Origin of the sequence: Streptomyces sp. NPDC002680 (genome assembly GCF_042889145.1) — a bacterium.
Taxonomy (GTDB): domain Bacteria; phylum Actinomycetota; class Actinomycetes; order Streptomycetales; family Streptomycetaceae; genus Streptomyces; species Streptomyces adonidis.
This window is the reverse complement of record NZ_JBIAQP010000010.1, coordinates 162,204-175,945: the sequence shown is the minus strand read 5'-3', so window position 1 is coordinate 175,945 and position 13,742 is coordinate 162,204. Positions and strand designations below refer to the sequence as shown.

Annotated in this window: 11 protein-coding genes and 1 tRNA gene; 3 read left to right on the top strand and 9 right to left on the bottom strand. The window is 71.1% G+C overall.

Annotated features, from left to right (window positions below; genetic code table 11):
- Positions 1-63 precede the first annotated feature (63 nt).
- From ACFYXF_RS26435 to ACFYXF_RS26405, 7 genes are all read right to left on the bottom strand, one after another.
- On the bottom strand, positions 64-555 hold the full coding sequence (locus ACFYXF_RS26435) for a hypothetical protein (protein WP_389352916.1): 492 nt from the start codon (positions 553-555) through the stop codon (positions 64-66).
- 64 nt (positions 556-619) lie between these two features.
- Complete coding sequence (gene pth, locus ACFYXF_RS26430) at positions 620-1,222, bottom strand: aminoacyl-tRNA hydrolase (protein WP_389352915.1); 603 nt, start codon at positions 1,220-1,222, stop codon at positions 620-622.
- An 89-nt stretch (positions 1,223-1,311) separates the two neighbouring features.
- Positions 1,312-1,896 (bottom strand): 50S ribosomal protein L25/general stress protein Ctc, encoded by a 585-nt coding sequence (locus tag ACFYXF_RS26425; protein WP_389352913.1) that lies wholly within the window; start codon positions 1,894-1,896, stop codon positions 1,312-1,314.
- A 206-nt stretch (positions 1,897-2,102) separates the two neighbouring features.
- The gene (locus tag ACFYXF_RS26420) at positions 2,103-3,086 is read right to left on the bottom strand and encodes a ribose-phosphate diphosphokinase (protein WP_369035463.1); all 984 of its coding nucleotides are present in this window, start codon (positions 3,084-3,086) and stop codon (positions 2,103-2,105) included.
- A 119-nt stretch (positions 3,087-3,205) separates the two neighbouring features.
- Positions 3,206-4,654: a bifunctional UDP-N-acetylglucosamine diphosphorylase/glucosamine-1-phosphate N-acetyltransferase GlmU gene (glmU, locus tag ACFYXF_RS26415; RefSeq protein ID WP_389352911.1), complete on the bottom strand. Its 1,449-nt coding sequence runs from the start codon at positions 4,652-4,654 to the stop codon at positions 3,206-3,208.
- 117 nt (positions 4,655-4,771) lie between these two features.
- Positions 4,772-4,842, bottom strand: a tRNA-Gln gene (locus tag ACFYXF_RS26410).
- A gap of 11 nt (positions 4,843-4,853) precedes the next feature.
- A complete protein-coding gene (locus ACFYXF_RS26405; RefSeq protein ID WP_389352909.1) occupies positions 4,854-5,729 on the bottom strand; it encodes a hypothetical protein in 876 nt (291 codons plus the stop codon).
- A 178-nt stretch (positions 5,730-5,907) separates the two neighbouring features.
- Between ACFYXF_RS26405 and ACFYXF_RS26400 the strand changes: the two genes are divergently transcribed.
- Complete coding sequence (locus ACFYXF_RS26400; protein WP_389352908.1) at positions 5,908-7,221, top strand: sensor histidine kinase; 1,314 nt, start codon at positions 5,908-5,910, stop codon at positions 7,219-7,221.
- A 125-nt stretch (positions 7,222-7,346) separates the two neighbouring features.
- Here the strand turns inward: ACFYXF_RS26400 and ACFYXF_RS26395 are convergent, their stop codons facing one another.
- Together ACFYXF_RS26395 and ACFYXF_RS26390 are read right to left on the bottom strand one after the other, a co-directional pair.
- Positions 7,347-7,880 (bottom strand): SUKH-3 domain-containing protein, encoded by a 534-nt coding sequence (locus ACFYXF_RS26395; RefSeq protein ID WP_389353326.1) that lies wholly within the window; start codon positions 7,878-7,880, stop codon positions 7,347-7,349.
- Positions 7,881-7,966: 86 nt separating this feature from the next.
- Positions 7,967-8,563: a YwqJ-related putative deaminase gene (locus ACFYXF_RS26390; protein WP_389352906.1), complete on the bottom strand. Its 597-nt coding sequence runs from the start codon at positions 8,561-8,563 to the stop codon at positions 7,967-7,969.
- Between the two features lie 355 nt (positions 8,564-8,918).
- Here ACFYXF_RS26390 and ACFYXF_RS26385 point away from each other — a divergent pair, with 355 nt between their 5' ends.
- Both ACFYXF_RS26385 and ACFYXF_RS26380 read left to right on the top strand, forming a co-directional pair.
- Entirely contained in the window at positions 8,919-9,935 is a 1,017-nt protein-coding gene (locus ACFYXF_RS26385; protein WP_389352904.1) for an SMI1/KNR4 family protein, read from the top strand.
- A gap of 3 nt (positions 9,936-9,938) precedes the next feature.
- Positions 9,939-13,592: an SUKH-4 family immunity protein gene (locus ACFYXF_RS26380; RefSeq protein ID WP_389352903.1), complete on the top strand. Its 3,654-nt coding sequence runs from the start codon at positions 9,939-9,941 to the stop codon at positions 13,590-13,592.
- Positions 13,593-13,742: the final 150 nt, after the last annotated feature.

The following is a 13,742-nucleotide window of genomic DNA, read 5'->3' as shown; positions in this document are numbered from 1 at the left end:
ATGGTCACGCGTACGGGGGCACCCTCGTGTCCTTACATGTGTACGGGGGCACCCTCATGTCTCCTACAACGCCACCCACGCCGCCGTCACCAGCGCCAGACCGCTTCCCGCAAGCGCCCAGCCCGTCCGCGTCAGCCCCAGGCCGCCCGCCACCACGACCGACGCCAGCAGCAGCGCGCCGCCCAACGGCACCCAGGCGTAGAGGAAACCGGCCGGGCCGGCCCGTACGACATCACGGCTGCCGGGCTTCACGACCACGGTGTACGTCTCGCCCGCGCCGACCCCGACCGTCTGGTCCAGGACCACCTCGCCCCGCGCCTCGGACCCCACCGACACCGGCCGGTACGACCCCGTGCAGACGCCGTCCTCGCACTTCGCCACGGTCATCGTGCCCTGCTCACGGCCCTTGGCGAGCATCACGTGCTGAGCCGTCCCCCAGGACGCCCAGACGCCCGCGATCAGGATCAGCGCGGTGACCGTACCCATCGCCGCGAGCTGTCCGAACCGGAGGGCGGCGACCGAGGCCTGGCGGGAAGAGGAGGCTGTGGCAGGCATGGCGGGGATCATTGGCCATGGCTGAACTTTCCGTCAACCTTGGCTGTCCCCGCGACCGGACAAGTCAGGAGTTGTACGTGCTTTGTGCCCGCTCAAGACCCTCGATCACCAGACACTCCACGGCATCCGCGGCCCGGTCCACGAAGTAGTCCAGCTCCTTGCGCTCCGCGGCGGAGAAGTCCTTCAGCACGAAGTCGGCGACCGGCATCCGGCCCGGCGGGCGCCCGATCCCGAACCGCACCCGGTGGTACTCGGCGGAGAACGCCTTCGTCATCGACTTCAGCCCGTTGTGCCCGTTGTCCCCGCCGGCGAACTTCAGCCGCAGGGTGCCGAAGTCGATGTCCAGCTCGTCGTGGATCGCGACGACGTTGGCGACGGGCACCTTGTAGAAGTCCTTGAGCGCGTTCACCGGCCCGCCCGACAGATTCATGTACGACATCGGCTTCGCCAGGATCACCCGGCGGTTGTACGGCCCCGGCGGCCCGATCCGCCCCTCCACGACCTGCGCCTGCGCCTTCCCGGCCCGCTTGAACTTCCCGCCGATTCGCCCGGCCAGCAGATCGGCCACCATGAAGCCGACGTTGTGGCGGTTGGCCGCGTACTCCGGCCCGGGGTTGCCGAGGCCGACGACCAGCCAGGGGGCGGACGCATCCGTCGTCACGTTCATCTCTCCCTCTTGATACGCGTCCTTGATACGCGCGTCGGCCGCCGCTCCCGTACGGAAGCGGCGGCCGACGAACTCTACCGAGCCGAGGATCAGGCCTCGGTGCTCTCGGCCTCGGCCTCGGCGGGGGCCTCCTCCGCCTGCGCGGCGAGGACCTGGAGGACGACCGCGTCCTCGTCGATCACCAGCGTGGTCCCGGCGGGCAGCGGGATGTCCTTGGCGAGGATGGAGGCACCGGCCTCCAGGCCCGCGATGGACACGGTGACGGACTCGGGGATGTGCGTGGCCTCGGCCTCGACCGTCAGCGTGCTCAGCACGTGCTCAAGCAGGTAGGCACCCGGGGCCAGCTCGCCCTCGGTGTGGACGTAGACCTCGACGGTGACCTTCTCGCCGCGCTTCACGGTGAGCAGGTCGACGTGCTCCAGGAAGCCCTTCAGCGGGTCGCGCTGCACGGCCTTCGGGATCGCCAGCTCGGTACGGCCCTCGATGTCCAGGGTGAGCAGGACGTTCGGGGTGCGCAGGGCGAGCGCCAGCTCGTGGCCCGGCAGCGCGATGTGGACGGGGTCGGCGCCGTGGCCGTAGACGACCGCGGGAACCTTGGCCTCGCGGCGGATACGGCGGGCGGCGCCCTTGCCGAACTCGGTGCGGGTCTCGGCGGTGAGCTTTACCTCGGACATGCGTTTCACTCCTCGTACGGGTGAGAGACGGACAGGTCACCCGGCCACGAACGGCCTGCTACGAAGAGCGCGTCGATAACGGATCGCCGTCCCATGACGTACATGGGTACGGCCTCCCTCGCCGAGCAACTTGGACAGACTACTCGGCGGGGGAGGCCGTAGAAAAATCGATCATGCAGAAGCGTTCAGCCTCTTTAGCGGCAGGCTTACTGCTCGTCGAACAGGCTCGTCACCGAACCGTCCTCGAACACCTCACGCACCGCACTCGCGATCGTCGGCGCGATCGACAGCACCTTGATCTTGTCCAGGTCGGCGCTCAGCTCACCCGGCGTCGGCAGCGTGTTCGTGAAGATGAACTCGCTGACCCGGGAGTTCTTCAGCCGGTCCGCCGCCGGACCCGACAGCACACCGTGCGTCGCCGTCACGATGACGTCCTCGGCGCCGTGCGCGAACAACGCGTCCGCCGCGGCGCAGATCGTGCCACCGGTGTCGATCATGTCGTCGACGAGCACACACACCCGGCCCTTGACCTCACCCACGACCTCGTGGACGGTCACCTGGTTCGCCACGTCCTTGTCGCGCCGCTTGTGCACGATCGCCAGCGGCGCACCGAGCCGGTCGCACCAGCGGTCGGCCACCCGCACCCGGCCCGCGTCCGGCGAGACCACCGTCAGCTTGCCCTTGTCCACCTTCTCGCCCACGTAGTCGGCGAGCAGCGGCAGGGCGAAGAGATGATCGACCGGGCCGTCGAAGAAGCCCTGGATCTGGTCCGTGTGGAGGTCGACGGTGAGGATGCGGTCCGCGCCCGCCGTCTTCATCATGTCCGCGATCAGACGCGCCGAGATCGGTTCACGCCCGCGGTGCTTCTTGTCCTGCCGCGCGTAACCGTAGAACGGCACGATCACGGTGATGGAGCGAGCCGACGCACGCTTCAGCGCGTCGATCATGATCAGCTGCTCCATGATCCACTGGTTGATCGGAGCCGTGTGGCTCTGGATCACGAAGCAGTCCGCGCCACGGGCCGATTCCTCGTAGCGAACGTAGATCTCACCGTTCGCGAAGTCGAAGGCCTTCGTCGGGACAACCCCGACACCCAACTGCTGGGCGACCTCCTCGGCAAGCTCGGGGTGGGCGCGGCCGGAGAAGAACATCATCTTCTTCTTCTCGCCGGTCGTCTTGGTCCCGGTCACAGCACTGTCTCCTCAGAGGTGGTGTCTCAGCCGTGATCAGCCCTGAGAGGCCTGCTCAGCTGGGGGTGTGCGGGTGTGCACCTATCACGGTAGCCCGAGTCCGACCTACCTGTTTCCGGTCAGCTTCCGTCGCCCTGCTCCCGGGAAGCGGCCTCGGCGGCCTTCGCCGCGGCACTCCCCGGACGCTTACGGGCCACCCAACCCTCGATATTCCGCTGCTGGCCCCGGGCCACGGCCAGCGAACCGGGCGGCACGTCCTTCGTGATCACGGAGCCGGCCGCGGTGTACGCACCGTCCCCGACCGTGACAGGCGCCACAAACATGTTGTCGGAACCCGTCTTGCAGTGCGACCCCACGGTGGTGTGATGCTTCGCCTCGCCGTCGTAGTTCACGAACACACTGGCGGCACCGATGTTCGAGTACTCACCGATCGTCGCGTCCCCGACGTACGACAGGTGCGGCACCTTCGTCCCGTCACCGATCGACGCGTTCTTCGTCTCGACGTACGTCCCGATCTTGGACTTGACCCCGAGACGGGTTCCGGGCCGCAGATACGCGTACGGCCCCACGGTCGCCTGAGACCCGACCTCGGCGCCATCGGCAACGGTGTTGTCCACGCGCGCCCCAGCTCCCACCCGGGTGTCCTTGAGCCGGGAGTTGGGCCCGACCTCGGCACCCTCGGCGAGATGGGTGGAGCCCTGGAGCAGAGTGTTCGGATGGATGATCGAGTCCTGCTCGAAGGTGACCGTGACGTCGACCCAGGTACTGGCCGGATCGATCACGCTCACCCCCGCGAGCATGGCCTCGGTCAGCAGCCGGTCGTTGAGAATCCGCCGCGCCTCGGCGAGCTGCACGCGGTTGTTGATCCCGGCGATCTCACGATGGTCACCGGCGATGGAAGCCCCCACCCGATGCCCGGCCTCACGCAGAATCCCGAGGACATCGGTGAGGTACTCCTCACCCTGAGAGTTGTCGGTCCGCACCTTCCCGAGCGCGTCGGCGAGCAGCTGCCCGTCGAAGGCGAAAACCCCGGAGTTGATCTCGCGAATCGCCCGCTGCGAGTCGCTCGCGTCCTTGTGCTCGACGATCGCGGTGACGGCCCCGGAAGCCCCGTCCCGCACGATCCGCCCGTACCCGGTCGCGTCCGGCACCTCGGCGGTCAGCACGGTCACGGCGTTGCCGTCGGCGGAGTGGGTCGCGGCGAGGGCGCGCAGGGTGGCCCCGGTGAGCAGCGGGGTGTCACCACAGACGACGACGACAGTCCCGTCGACGCTCCCACCAAGCTCTTCGAGCCCCATGCGTACGGCGTGACCGGTGCCGTTCTGCTGCGCCTGGAAGGCGGTACGGATGCCGGCGTCGGCCTCGGTGAGGTGGGCGGTGACTTGTTCGCGGGCGTGCCCCACGACGACGACCAGGTTCTCGGGGTCCAACTCGCGGGCGGCGGCGAGTACATGGCCCACCAGCGACCGCCCGCACAGCTCGTGCAGGACCTTGGGTGTGGCCGACTTCATACGGGTGCCCTCACCCGCTGCGAGTACGACGACGGCGGCGGGGCGATTGGCGCTCACGGGGTGTGCCTTTCGGCTGCGGAGGGGGAGGGGCGGACATCCGCAGGATACCGGGGCGTTTCGTGTGGGACATGAGAGTGGGCCCTGACTGTGCTGTCAGGGCCCACTCTGGTCAGGCTCCCGGGGAAGGAATCGAACCCTCATTCAATGGACCAAAACCATTTGTCCTGCCTTTAGACGACCCGGGATAGTTCGCCCTTTATGCCCGATTCTTGGAAGTGGGCTCAGTTGCGACCCCTACTATGCCGTACCACCAGCCTTCGATGCGACGGTACAGCTCGGAGCTTTGCCGCACCGTGAGTGCAAGGCAGCCGTGGTAGCTGTCGCCCGTATTCTTGCGCACCGTCTTCGGGTTGTGTCGTTTCAGGACCGTCTTGCCGAATGTGCTGCAGTCGGCCTGAACCAACTCTGCCCAGTACTTCTCGGCCGCTTGCACTTCGGCCGACTCGTGGATCATCACGTGGTACCTGATGCGTTCCCGTTCGACTCCGAGGAGGTCGAGCCAGGCCAGGAAGAGGCTGATCACATTGGGATCGCTGTTGACGAAGATGACTCGCTCACGCCGGGCGTAGGGCTTGTCCTTGGTGCCCTCGGCCCAGTAAAGAGCGACGCCGGCGACGAACAGTTCGCGGTCGGACAGTTCGCCGATGGTGCTGGCCGCGGCTTGCTTGGTTTTCTGCCGCTCCTCCTCCCGCTTCCGCATCGTTGCTTCCCAGCCTCGCTTCGCGATCGCCGAAGCCTCTTCACGCGTCCGCTTTTGCCGCTCCGGCGCTGGCAGATCCCGTACCCACAGCGAGATCGAACTCTTCGAGCAGCCCAGCTCCATCTGGATCCGGTCGTACGTCCAGCCCTGGAGTCGGAGTTCCCTTGCCCGGTGCCGTAGGTCGTCCTTCGCGTTCGGGCGCTTCGTCCACTCCGGGGGCGGCTCGCCCTCCAGGAGGCGGTTGAGGATGTCGTTGTTGTGTACGCGCAGTTGGTCGCGGATCTGGCGGCGGCTGAGGCCCTCCCGTCGCAACGCCACCGCCTGCTCCCGCAGTGCTTCGAAATCCGCGTACTTGCCGCATGCATGTTCCATGGGCAAACCCTCGGGGCGGAATCATCGCTTCCGGGGTCGAACGGTGAGCGATTCAGCAGTTCGAGGGATTCTGGTGGGTTTCGCTTCTGTTCGATTGGGGTCGTGGGCCTTGGTGTGGTGTAGGCCAGTCGTCGAAACTCGCCGGAAAAGGGAGGGGTGGCGCCCGTAGGCTGGACGCATGACCACTACGGGGGAAGACCACACCGCGGCCCTGACCGGGCCGTGGTGGTGGGCTAGGTGGCGCAGTGCGGTGCTGGATGTGGGGCTCGCGGTGCTGTCCGCCGGGGAGTGTGCGGCGGAGGGGGTGCCGTTCGCGCGGGACGCGGGGATTCCCGTGGCCGCCGGGGTTGTGTTCGGGCTTGTCGCCGGGTCTGTTCTGCTGTTGCGGCGGCGGTGGCCGATTGCTGTTGTGCTCGTGGCCATTGCCATTACGCCCGCCCAGATGGGCTTCCTGATGGGGATTGTCGGGCTGTACACGCTCGCCGCCTCCGAGTTGCCTCGGCGGATCATCGGGGCGCTGGCGGGCATGGCGATGGTGGGGACGCTCATCGTGACGTTCGTGCGGTCGCATCAGGACATGGCGGACGGGAGTCTGAAGATCGGGGACTGGTTGGTTCCCGTCGTTGCCATTACTACGTCGTTGGGTGTTACCGCGCCTCCCTTGCTGCTCGGGCTGTACGTCGGGGCACGGCGGCGGCTGATGGAGAGTCTCCGGGAGCGGGCCGACAGTCTGGAGCGGGAGCTTCAGTTGCTGGCCGAGCGGGCCGAGGAGCGGGCGGAGTGGGCGCGCAACGAGGAGCGGACGCGTATCGCGCGGGAGATGCACGACGTCGTCGCGCATCGGGTGAGTTTGATGGTCGTGCATGCGGCGGCGCTGCAGGCCGTAGCCCGGAAGGATCCTGAGAAGGCCGTGCGGAATGCCGCCCTGGTGGGGGACATGGGGCGCCAGGCCTTGACCGAGCTGCGGGAGATGCTCGGGGTGCTGCGGTCCGGGGAGGGGTTCGAACGGCGAGTGCAGGGTGTGCCGTTGGCGGCGGTGGGGGTGGCCGCGGCAGTGGCCGCTTCTCGTGCTGCCGAGAGCGGTGACGGTGGGGCGGACGGGCCCTGCCTGGAGGAACTGGAGGAGTTGATCGGGCAGTCGGCGGCCGCGGGGATGGTCGTGGATCTGTCGGTGGAGGGGGACGTGCGGCTGTACGGCGCGGAGGTGGAGCAGACCGCGTACCGCGTGGTGCAGGAGGCGCTGACGAACGTCCACAAGCACGCGGCCGGTGCGAAGACGCACGTACGGCTCGCCCATCGCGGTGGTGAGATCGCGATGCAGGTGGAGAACGAGCCACCGCCCGAGCCGGCTTCGGCCTCGTCGGTGGGGTTGCCGTCCGGCGGCAACGGTCTGCTCGGGATGAAGGAGCGGGTCGCCGCGCTGGGCGGCGTTTTCGTGTCCGGGCCGACGGAGGCCGGGGGGTTCCGGGTGTCGGCGGTCATTCCGACGTGAGCGCTCCGCTGGTTGTCCGGATTCCTTCGCTGCGGGCCCGGTGGGGGCTGGTCGCGCCCACGCGGCGGAGCCGCATATCGATAAGGCCCCGCGCCCCTTTCGGGCCCTTCGGGCCCTTTCTGGGCTCAGGGTGCCGTCAGGCGTATCGGTTCCAGGCCGGTGACCAGGGTGGACAGGGCCTGGTCGATGTCGGGGCCGAGGTACCAGTCGCCGGTGTGGTCCAGGGCGTAGACGCGGCCCTCTGTGTCGATGGCGAGGAGGGACTGGGTCTCCTGTTCCTCGCCGAGGGGGCAGACCTCGGTGTCGAGGGCGCGGCCGAGGTCGGCGAGGGTACGGGCCATGTGGAGGCCGTGCAGGGGGTCCAGGTGCAGGGCGGTGGGGGCGACCTGGCGGCCGGGGCCGGGGGGTGTGATGTGCAGACCGCCGAACTCCGCCCAGGCCTCGACCGCGGCGGGGAAGACCGCGTGGCGGTGGCCCGCGGGGGACGTGTGGCCCCGTAGGGCGTCGGCCCAGATCTCCGCCTGCTTTATGTCCCAGCGGCCGGGCTGCCAGCCGGCGGCGCGCAGTGCGGCGTCGACGGGTGTGGGGAAGCGGGACGAGGTTCCCCCTGGCCCGAACGGATGCGGGGGATTGGGGGAGGAGGTGCGGTCGGTGTGCATCTGCCCTTCGATCGTCGAGGTCATGGACCGGCGCGGGGCGCCGTCGTGCGTGTGGGGGGTGGGAATGGGAGGTGGGGGCGCCGGTGTCAGCCGGTCGGGGCCGACGGGTCGACTATGCGGACGCCGAAGTGGGCGCTGAGCGCTGTGCAGGAGCGGCAGGGCGCGGCGAAGCCGCCGTGGAGGGGGTCGCCGTCCTCGCGGATGCGGCGGGTGGTGAGTTTGGCTTGTTTCAGTGCCCTGCGGGCCTCGCCGTGGGTCATGGGCTTGCGGGCGGCGCGCTTGCTGCGGGCCTCGTCGGCGAGGGTGATCTGCCGGGATATGAGGAGCGCCTCGGCGCAGCGGCCGGTCGCTCGGTCGCGCTGGGTGCTGGTGAGGGTGTCCAGGAAGTCCTGGACGAGCGGGTGCAGGGCGGGCGGCTGGTCGCCGCGGGCCGCCGTGCCGGTGAGGGTGGCGCCGCGTACGGAGAGGGCGGCGGCGACGGTCGGGAGTATGCCGTCGCGGCGGTGGCGGAGGGCGGGGACGCGGGGCGTCTCGCTCGCGCTCCAGCCGACGCGCGGGTCGCCGCCGGGTCTCCCGCCCGTACCGCGCGTTCCGGGCACGGGTGTTCCCGTGGAACCGTCCGCCGGCCTGCCTGCGGGCCTGCCTGTCTGTGTCCCCGTCTGTGTCGCGTTCATGATCGTCATCCCCTCCGGTGCCTCCCCCGTGCATCCCCCCGGCGGACACAGAGTGCCAAATGGCGTGGCTGGTGCGGAAGCTGGGGCGGTGTGACACGCCAGGGCTTCGGCGTACCGTCACGGCGGGGTGACGGCAGGTCACGGAACCGGAGGGCCGGTGGCTGGCGCCGGTGACCGGTGTCGGCGTACCGCATAGGCTGTCGGGCAACCGCGAACCGCGGCCTCGTCCGGGTGGCTGTCCGTACTGATGTGCTGGCGGTCGGGACGGGTGCGGGGGTACGGGATGTGACGTGCACGTGATGTGACAGACGTACGGACCGCACTGATGTGCGGGCCCTACAGAACGCCGCAGGGGGCAACCGCCATGACGACAGGTCGGCTCGGGCAGCGAGCCGTGCCGCCGAACGCGGCCTATGCCGGGCAGGTCGTGCACTTCCCGGACCCGGTACGGGCCACCCGGCACCCGAGAGGGGTGCAGGTCGACGAACACGGCTATCCGGACTTCTCGCTCTACGCGCGTGCGGTGGCGGAGATCGCCGAGCCGCCCGAGGGCTTCGGCGTCGACGAACTGCGGCTGACGGACTACGTGTCGGCGAACGCGGCGCTGGCCGCGTCCGGGCACGAACTGTGGGACACGGTCCCGGCGGTGGCGACCCCGCACGGCTGGACCTGGCACCACGCGGCCGGCGGCCGGCGGCTGGAGTTGGTCCCCGTCGAGGTGAAGGCGCTGCTGCGCCACCACGGCGGTATCGCGACGTCGACGGTCGACCAGCACAAGCGCGGTACGCGGCCGTTGCAGGAGACGCGGCCGGCGCACTTCGCGCTGCCGAAGTCGGCGGTCGCGGTGACCGAGCAGCAGGTCCAGGGCGTCGAGGAGGACCTCGGCTACCGCCTGCCGGGGGCGTACCGCTCGTTCCTGAAGGCGGCGGGCGGCTGTGCGCCGGTGGGCGCGGCGCTCGACGCCGAGCTGGGGCTGCTGGTTGACCAGCCGTTCTTCACGGTGCGGGAAGAGGCCGCGGTGAACGACCTCGTGTACGTCAACAAGTGCCTGCGCGACCATCTGACCAAGGACTATCTGTGCGTCGCCTTCGTGCAGGGCGGTCTGCTGGCCCTGAAGGTGAAGGGTGAGCGGGTCGGTTCGGTGTGGTTCTGCGCGTACGACGACGCGCGGGACGTCGATCCGACCTGGCCGCCGGACGACCGGGTGCGGCGGCTGCTGCTGCCGTGCGGCGACGACTTCGACCAGTTCCTGTCCCGGCTCGCGGGCAATCCGCCGGAGCTGGAGACGGTGGCGAACCTGATGGTGGACGGCGGCTTCGCGCGCGTCGTACCCACGGTGATTTCGGGGTCCTCGGGTGACTTCGGTGGGGGAGTGAACTGACCGATGGTGACCTTCGCGCAGGCGCAGGAGCGCGCCGAGGAATGGGTCAACGGGGATGTGCCGTCGTACCAGCACCGGGAGGCGCGGGTACGGGAGTTCGAACTCGGCTTCGTGGTCTGGGCGGAGGACCGGCCGGAGGGCCCGCGTTCGGACGGGGGCTCCCAGCGGCTGGTCCTCGCCCGGGACAGCGGCGAGGCCACGCTGTGGCCCGCCCTGCCGGTGGGCGAGGTGATCCGCCGGTACGAGGAGGAGTACGGCCGTCCGGACGCCGTCGAGGACGCGGTACCGGCGCCTCCGGCGAGGGTCGACCTGAACCAGACGTCGTTCCTGCTGACTCCGCCGGAGTGGTTGCAGGAGGCGGCGGACAAGCTGGGGATTCAGGATCGACGGGCGGACGCCTCGGACGGTGCGGCGGGTGGGGTGGCGGCCTCGGCTGCGCCCCCGTCGGACGCGGTGCCGCCGGGGGCCACGCCCTGGACGGGGACCGACACGACGAGCGTGGACGCGGGCGAGGACCGTTCCGTACCGCTGCCGGCGACCGTGTTCTCACCGCCGCTGAGCGACGACGACCTTCCGCGTTCCCGGGAGGCCTTCGACGGGGCTCCGGGGCCGGCGGGGGTTTCGGGTCCGGCGTACGGCTATCCGCAGGGGGCGAGCGGTCCCTCGTACGGCTATCCGCCTCCGGGGCGCGCGCTCGCGCCGAACGCCGGCGACATCGCCGACGCGACGACCAGCAAGGCCCCGCCCCCACGCGGCGCCCGCGGCACGGGCACCCCACCACCACCGGGCGCACCGGGAACTCCGGGCGCCCGTCCAGGGGTTGCGCCTCCGGCGGCGGGGGGCGGTCCTGCGGGTGGGTATGTGCCTACGCAGTTTGTTTCGGGGCTTGGGTCGGAGGGGGCTGAGGGGGCCGGGGGGTCTGGAGGGTTGAATCCGCCGGGTGCTCCGGGTGCTCCGGGTGCTCCGGGTGCTCCGGGTGCTCCGGGTGCTCCGGGTGCTCCGGGTGCTCCGGGTGGGCCCGGCGTTCCTGGGGGTCCGGGTGGCCAGGGTGCTCCCGGTGTCCCGGGGAGCCCGGGTGGCCTGGGGGCCTCGGGGGCGCCGAATCCGCCCGGTGCTCCTGATTCGCCTGGGGGCGCACCTCCTGGTGGTGTTCATCAGGCCGCGACGATGTTCTCCGGTCCTGGCCGGCCCGGTGGGCCTGGCGGGGCTCAGCCGCCGGCGGCTCCTGGGGGGCCGGGAGCGCCCCTGCCTCCGGGTGTCCCGCATGCTCCGGGTGCTCCGGGCGCGCCTCTGCCGCCGGGGGCTCCCGGTACGCCTGGGCGGCTCGGTGTGTCCGGTGTGGCCGGGGCTCCGCAGCCTCCGGGGGCGCCGAACCCGCCTGGCGCTCCGTTGCCGCCGGGTGCCCCGAACCGGCCCGGTGCTCCCAACTCGCCCGGGGGCGCGGCTCCTGAGGGCGTTCACCAGGCCGCGACGATGTTCGCCGACCCCAATCAGGGCGGCGGCGCCAACGTGCCCCGCCCGCCGGGTGCTCCTGGCGCTCCGCAGCCTCCGGGTGCCCCCGGCGCACCCGGTGCGCAAGGCGTACCGTCGGCTCCGGGTGCTCCGGGTGCTCCGGGTGCTCCGGGTGCTCCCGGCGCCCTCGGTGGCCCCGGCGCCCCCGATTCCGTGCACCGCGCCGAGACCATGCTGGCCGGTCCTCCGGTGGGTGCCCCCGGTGCGCCTCCGCCGCCCAGGGCTCCCGGTGCACCAGGTGCTCCTGGTCAGCCCGGCGGATCCGGCGCTCCTGACGCACCGGGCTTCCGCGGGGCTGCGGGCGCTGCTGGTGCTTCTGGTTCCCAGGGTGCCCCGGCTTTCCCGGGGGCTCCGGGAGCCGCTGGCGCTTCTGGCGCACCGGAGTTCCGTGGGGCTCCAGGCACTCCCGGTGCCGTTGGCTCTCAGGGCGCCCCGGGCTTCCCTGGGGCTCCGGGACCCGCCAGCGCTCCCGGCGCACCCGGCTTCCATGGGGCTACGGGCACTCCTGGTGCTCCCGGTTCCCCTGGTTCCCAGGACGCCCCGGCCTTCCCCGGGGCTCCGGGATCCGCCGGTGCCCCAGGCGCCCCCGGCTTCCCCGGCGCTCCGGGCACCCCCGGTTCCCCTGGCGCGCAGAGTGCCCCCGGCTCCCAGGGCACTCCTGGTTTCCCTGGGGTGTCTGGTGCCCAGGGCGCTCCCGGTATCCAAAGTGCCCCCGGTGCTCAGAGCCCTCCTGGCGCGCCCTCGAGTGCCCCCCAGCCCCCGGCGCCCCCCGGCGCCGTGCCCCCGCCGCCCGGCGGTCGGCCGGCGTACGGCATGCCTGCACCGGGTGGTCAGCCTGTCGCCGGTATCCCGGCACCGGGTGGTCAGTCCGCCCCGGGCATGCCCGGGGCCGCTGGTCAGCCTGCCTCCAGTATCCCTGCACCGGGCGGTCAGCCCACTCCCGGCATGCCCGCCCCCGGCAGTCGGCCCGCCCCCGGCATGGCGGCGCCCGGATTGGCGGCGCCCGGATTGGCGGCGCCCGGAATGGCGCCCCCCGGGCCCCCCGCCCCCGCCCAGTCGGCGCCCGGGATGCACCCCCCCGGTGCGCCCACCCCCGGGTTTCCGCCGCCCCCCGCCCCCAACCTCTCCGCGCCCCCGTCCGCCCCCTCCTACGGCTACCCCCCGCCCGGGCAGCCCACGGTCGGGCCCGGATATCAGGCCGTTCTTCGTTATCGGGCGCCCGATGGGGCGGAGCAGCAGGTGATTCGGCGGTCCGCGCCGGGGACGCCGCATCCGGAGTGGCAGATCTTTCACGAGTTGCGGGCGATGAACATCCCGCAGGATCAAGTCCTCGAACTCCACACCGAGTTGGAGAGCTGCGAACTGCCGGGTGCCTACTGCGCGCGCATGATCCGCGAGCAGTGGCCGAACGCCCGGATCACGAGCATCGCTCCCTACGGCACCGATCACGCCAGCCGTCAGCAGGGCATGGCCCAACTCCTCGCGCACCAGGGCGAGTTGCACCAGGTCGCGGACGGTCCCGCCCGGCCGGGGCCGGTACGCGCCTCGCTGCCGCCCATCCAGCCCGCGCCGCCGATCCCGCCGGAGGCGGTCGCGCAGGAGCTGGCCGGTGCGTTCGGGCCGGGAGTCTTCCGGTTCGATCAGGCCGCGGTGTCGCGGCAGGGGGTGCCGCCGATCGTGGCGCACACCCTGGTCGTCGCCGGGCTGCCCGCCGACATGGGACCGTTCTTCTGGGCGCAGGCCCAGCCGGGGCGGCCGGTGCCGACGCTCGCCGAGCTGGCGCAGGAGCGCGGGGTGCGGCCGGCGTCGGACGCGGGCTCGTACCTCGTCATGGGCAGCGACTTCGGCAAGGCGATCTGCGTGCAGTACGGGACCGCCAACATCGTCGCCGTACCCGTGGAGCCGGGGCCGGGCGGAGCGCCCGTACCGCCGCAGTTCGTGAACACGGGCCTGCCCGAGTTCGCGCGCTGTCTCGCCCTGCTGGGCCGTATGTGGCGGCTGCGCTACGGCCTGAACCAGGAGCAGGCGGGCCGCTGGACCGTCGACTTCCAGGCCCAGCTCGCCTCCCTCGACCCGGCGGCGCTCGGCTCGCCGGAGAGCTGGTGGTCGGTGCTGCTTGAGCAGATGTGGGACGGGTTGCTGTAGCTCCAGAGCCGTTCCAGGGAGGGAGTGGGGTGGGGGGGGGGGGGGGGGGGCCCCCCCCCCCCCCCCAGGCGGGGGGGGGGGGGCGCCCCGCCCCCCCCCCCCCGGGGCCGGAAGGCCCAAAAAAAACAAAACAACCAAAATGGGGGGGAA

Coding starts and splice junctions, on each gene's coding strand:
- ACFYXF_RS26435 (WP_389352916.1), bottom strand. CDS start 555: ATGCCTGCCACAGCCTCCTCTTCCCGCCAGGCCTCGGTCGCCGCCCTC.
- pth (WP_389352915.1), bottom strand. CDS start 1,222: ATGAACGTGACGACGGATGCGTCCGCCCCCTGGCTGGTCGTCGGCCTC.
- ACFYXF_RS26425 (WP_389352913.1), bottom strand. CDS start 1,896: ATGTCCGAGGTAAAGCTCACCGCCGAGACCCGCACCGAGTTCGGCAAG.
- ACFYXF_RS26405 (WP_389352909.1), bottom strand. CDS start 5,729: ATGGAACATGCATGCGGCAAGTACGCGGATTTCGAAGCACTGCGGGAG.
- ACFYXF_RS26400 (WP_389352908.1), top strand. CDS start 5,908: ATGACCACTACGGGGGAAGACCACACCGCGGCCCTGACCGGGCCGTGG.
- ACFYXF_RS26395 (WP_389353326.1), bottom strand. CDS start 7,880: ATGCACACCGACCGCACCTCCTCCCCCAATCCCCCGCATCCGTTCGGG.
- ACFYXF_RS26390 (WP_389352906.1), bottom strand. CDS start 8,563: ATGACGATCATGAACGCGACACAGACGGGGACACAGACAGGCAGGCCC.
- ACFYXF_RS26385 (WP_389352904.1), top strand. CDS start 8,919: ATGACGACAGGTCGGCTCGGGCAGCGAGCCGTGCCGCCGAACGCGGCC.
- ACFYXF_RS26380 (WP_389352903.1), top strand. CDS start 9,939: ATGGTGACCTTCGCGCAGGCGCAGGAGCGCGCCGAGGAATGGGTCAAC.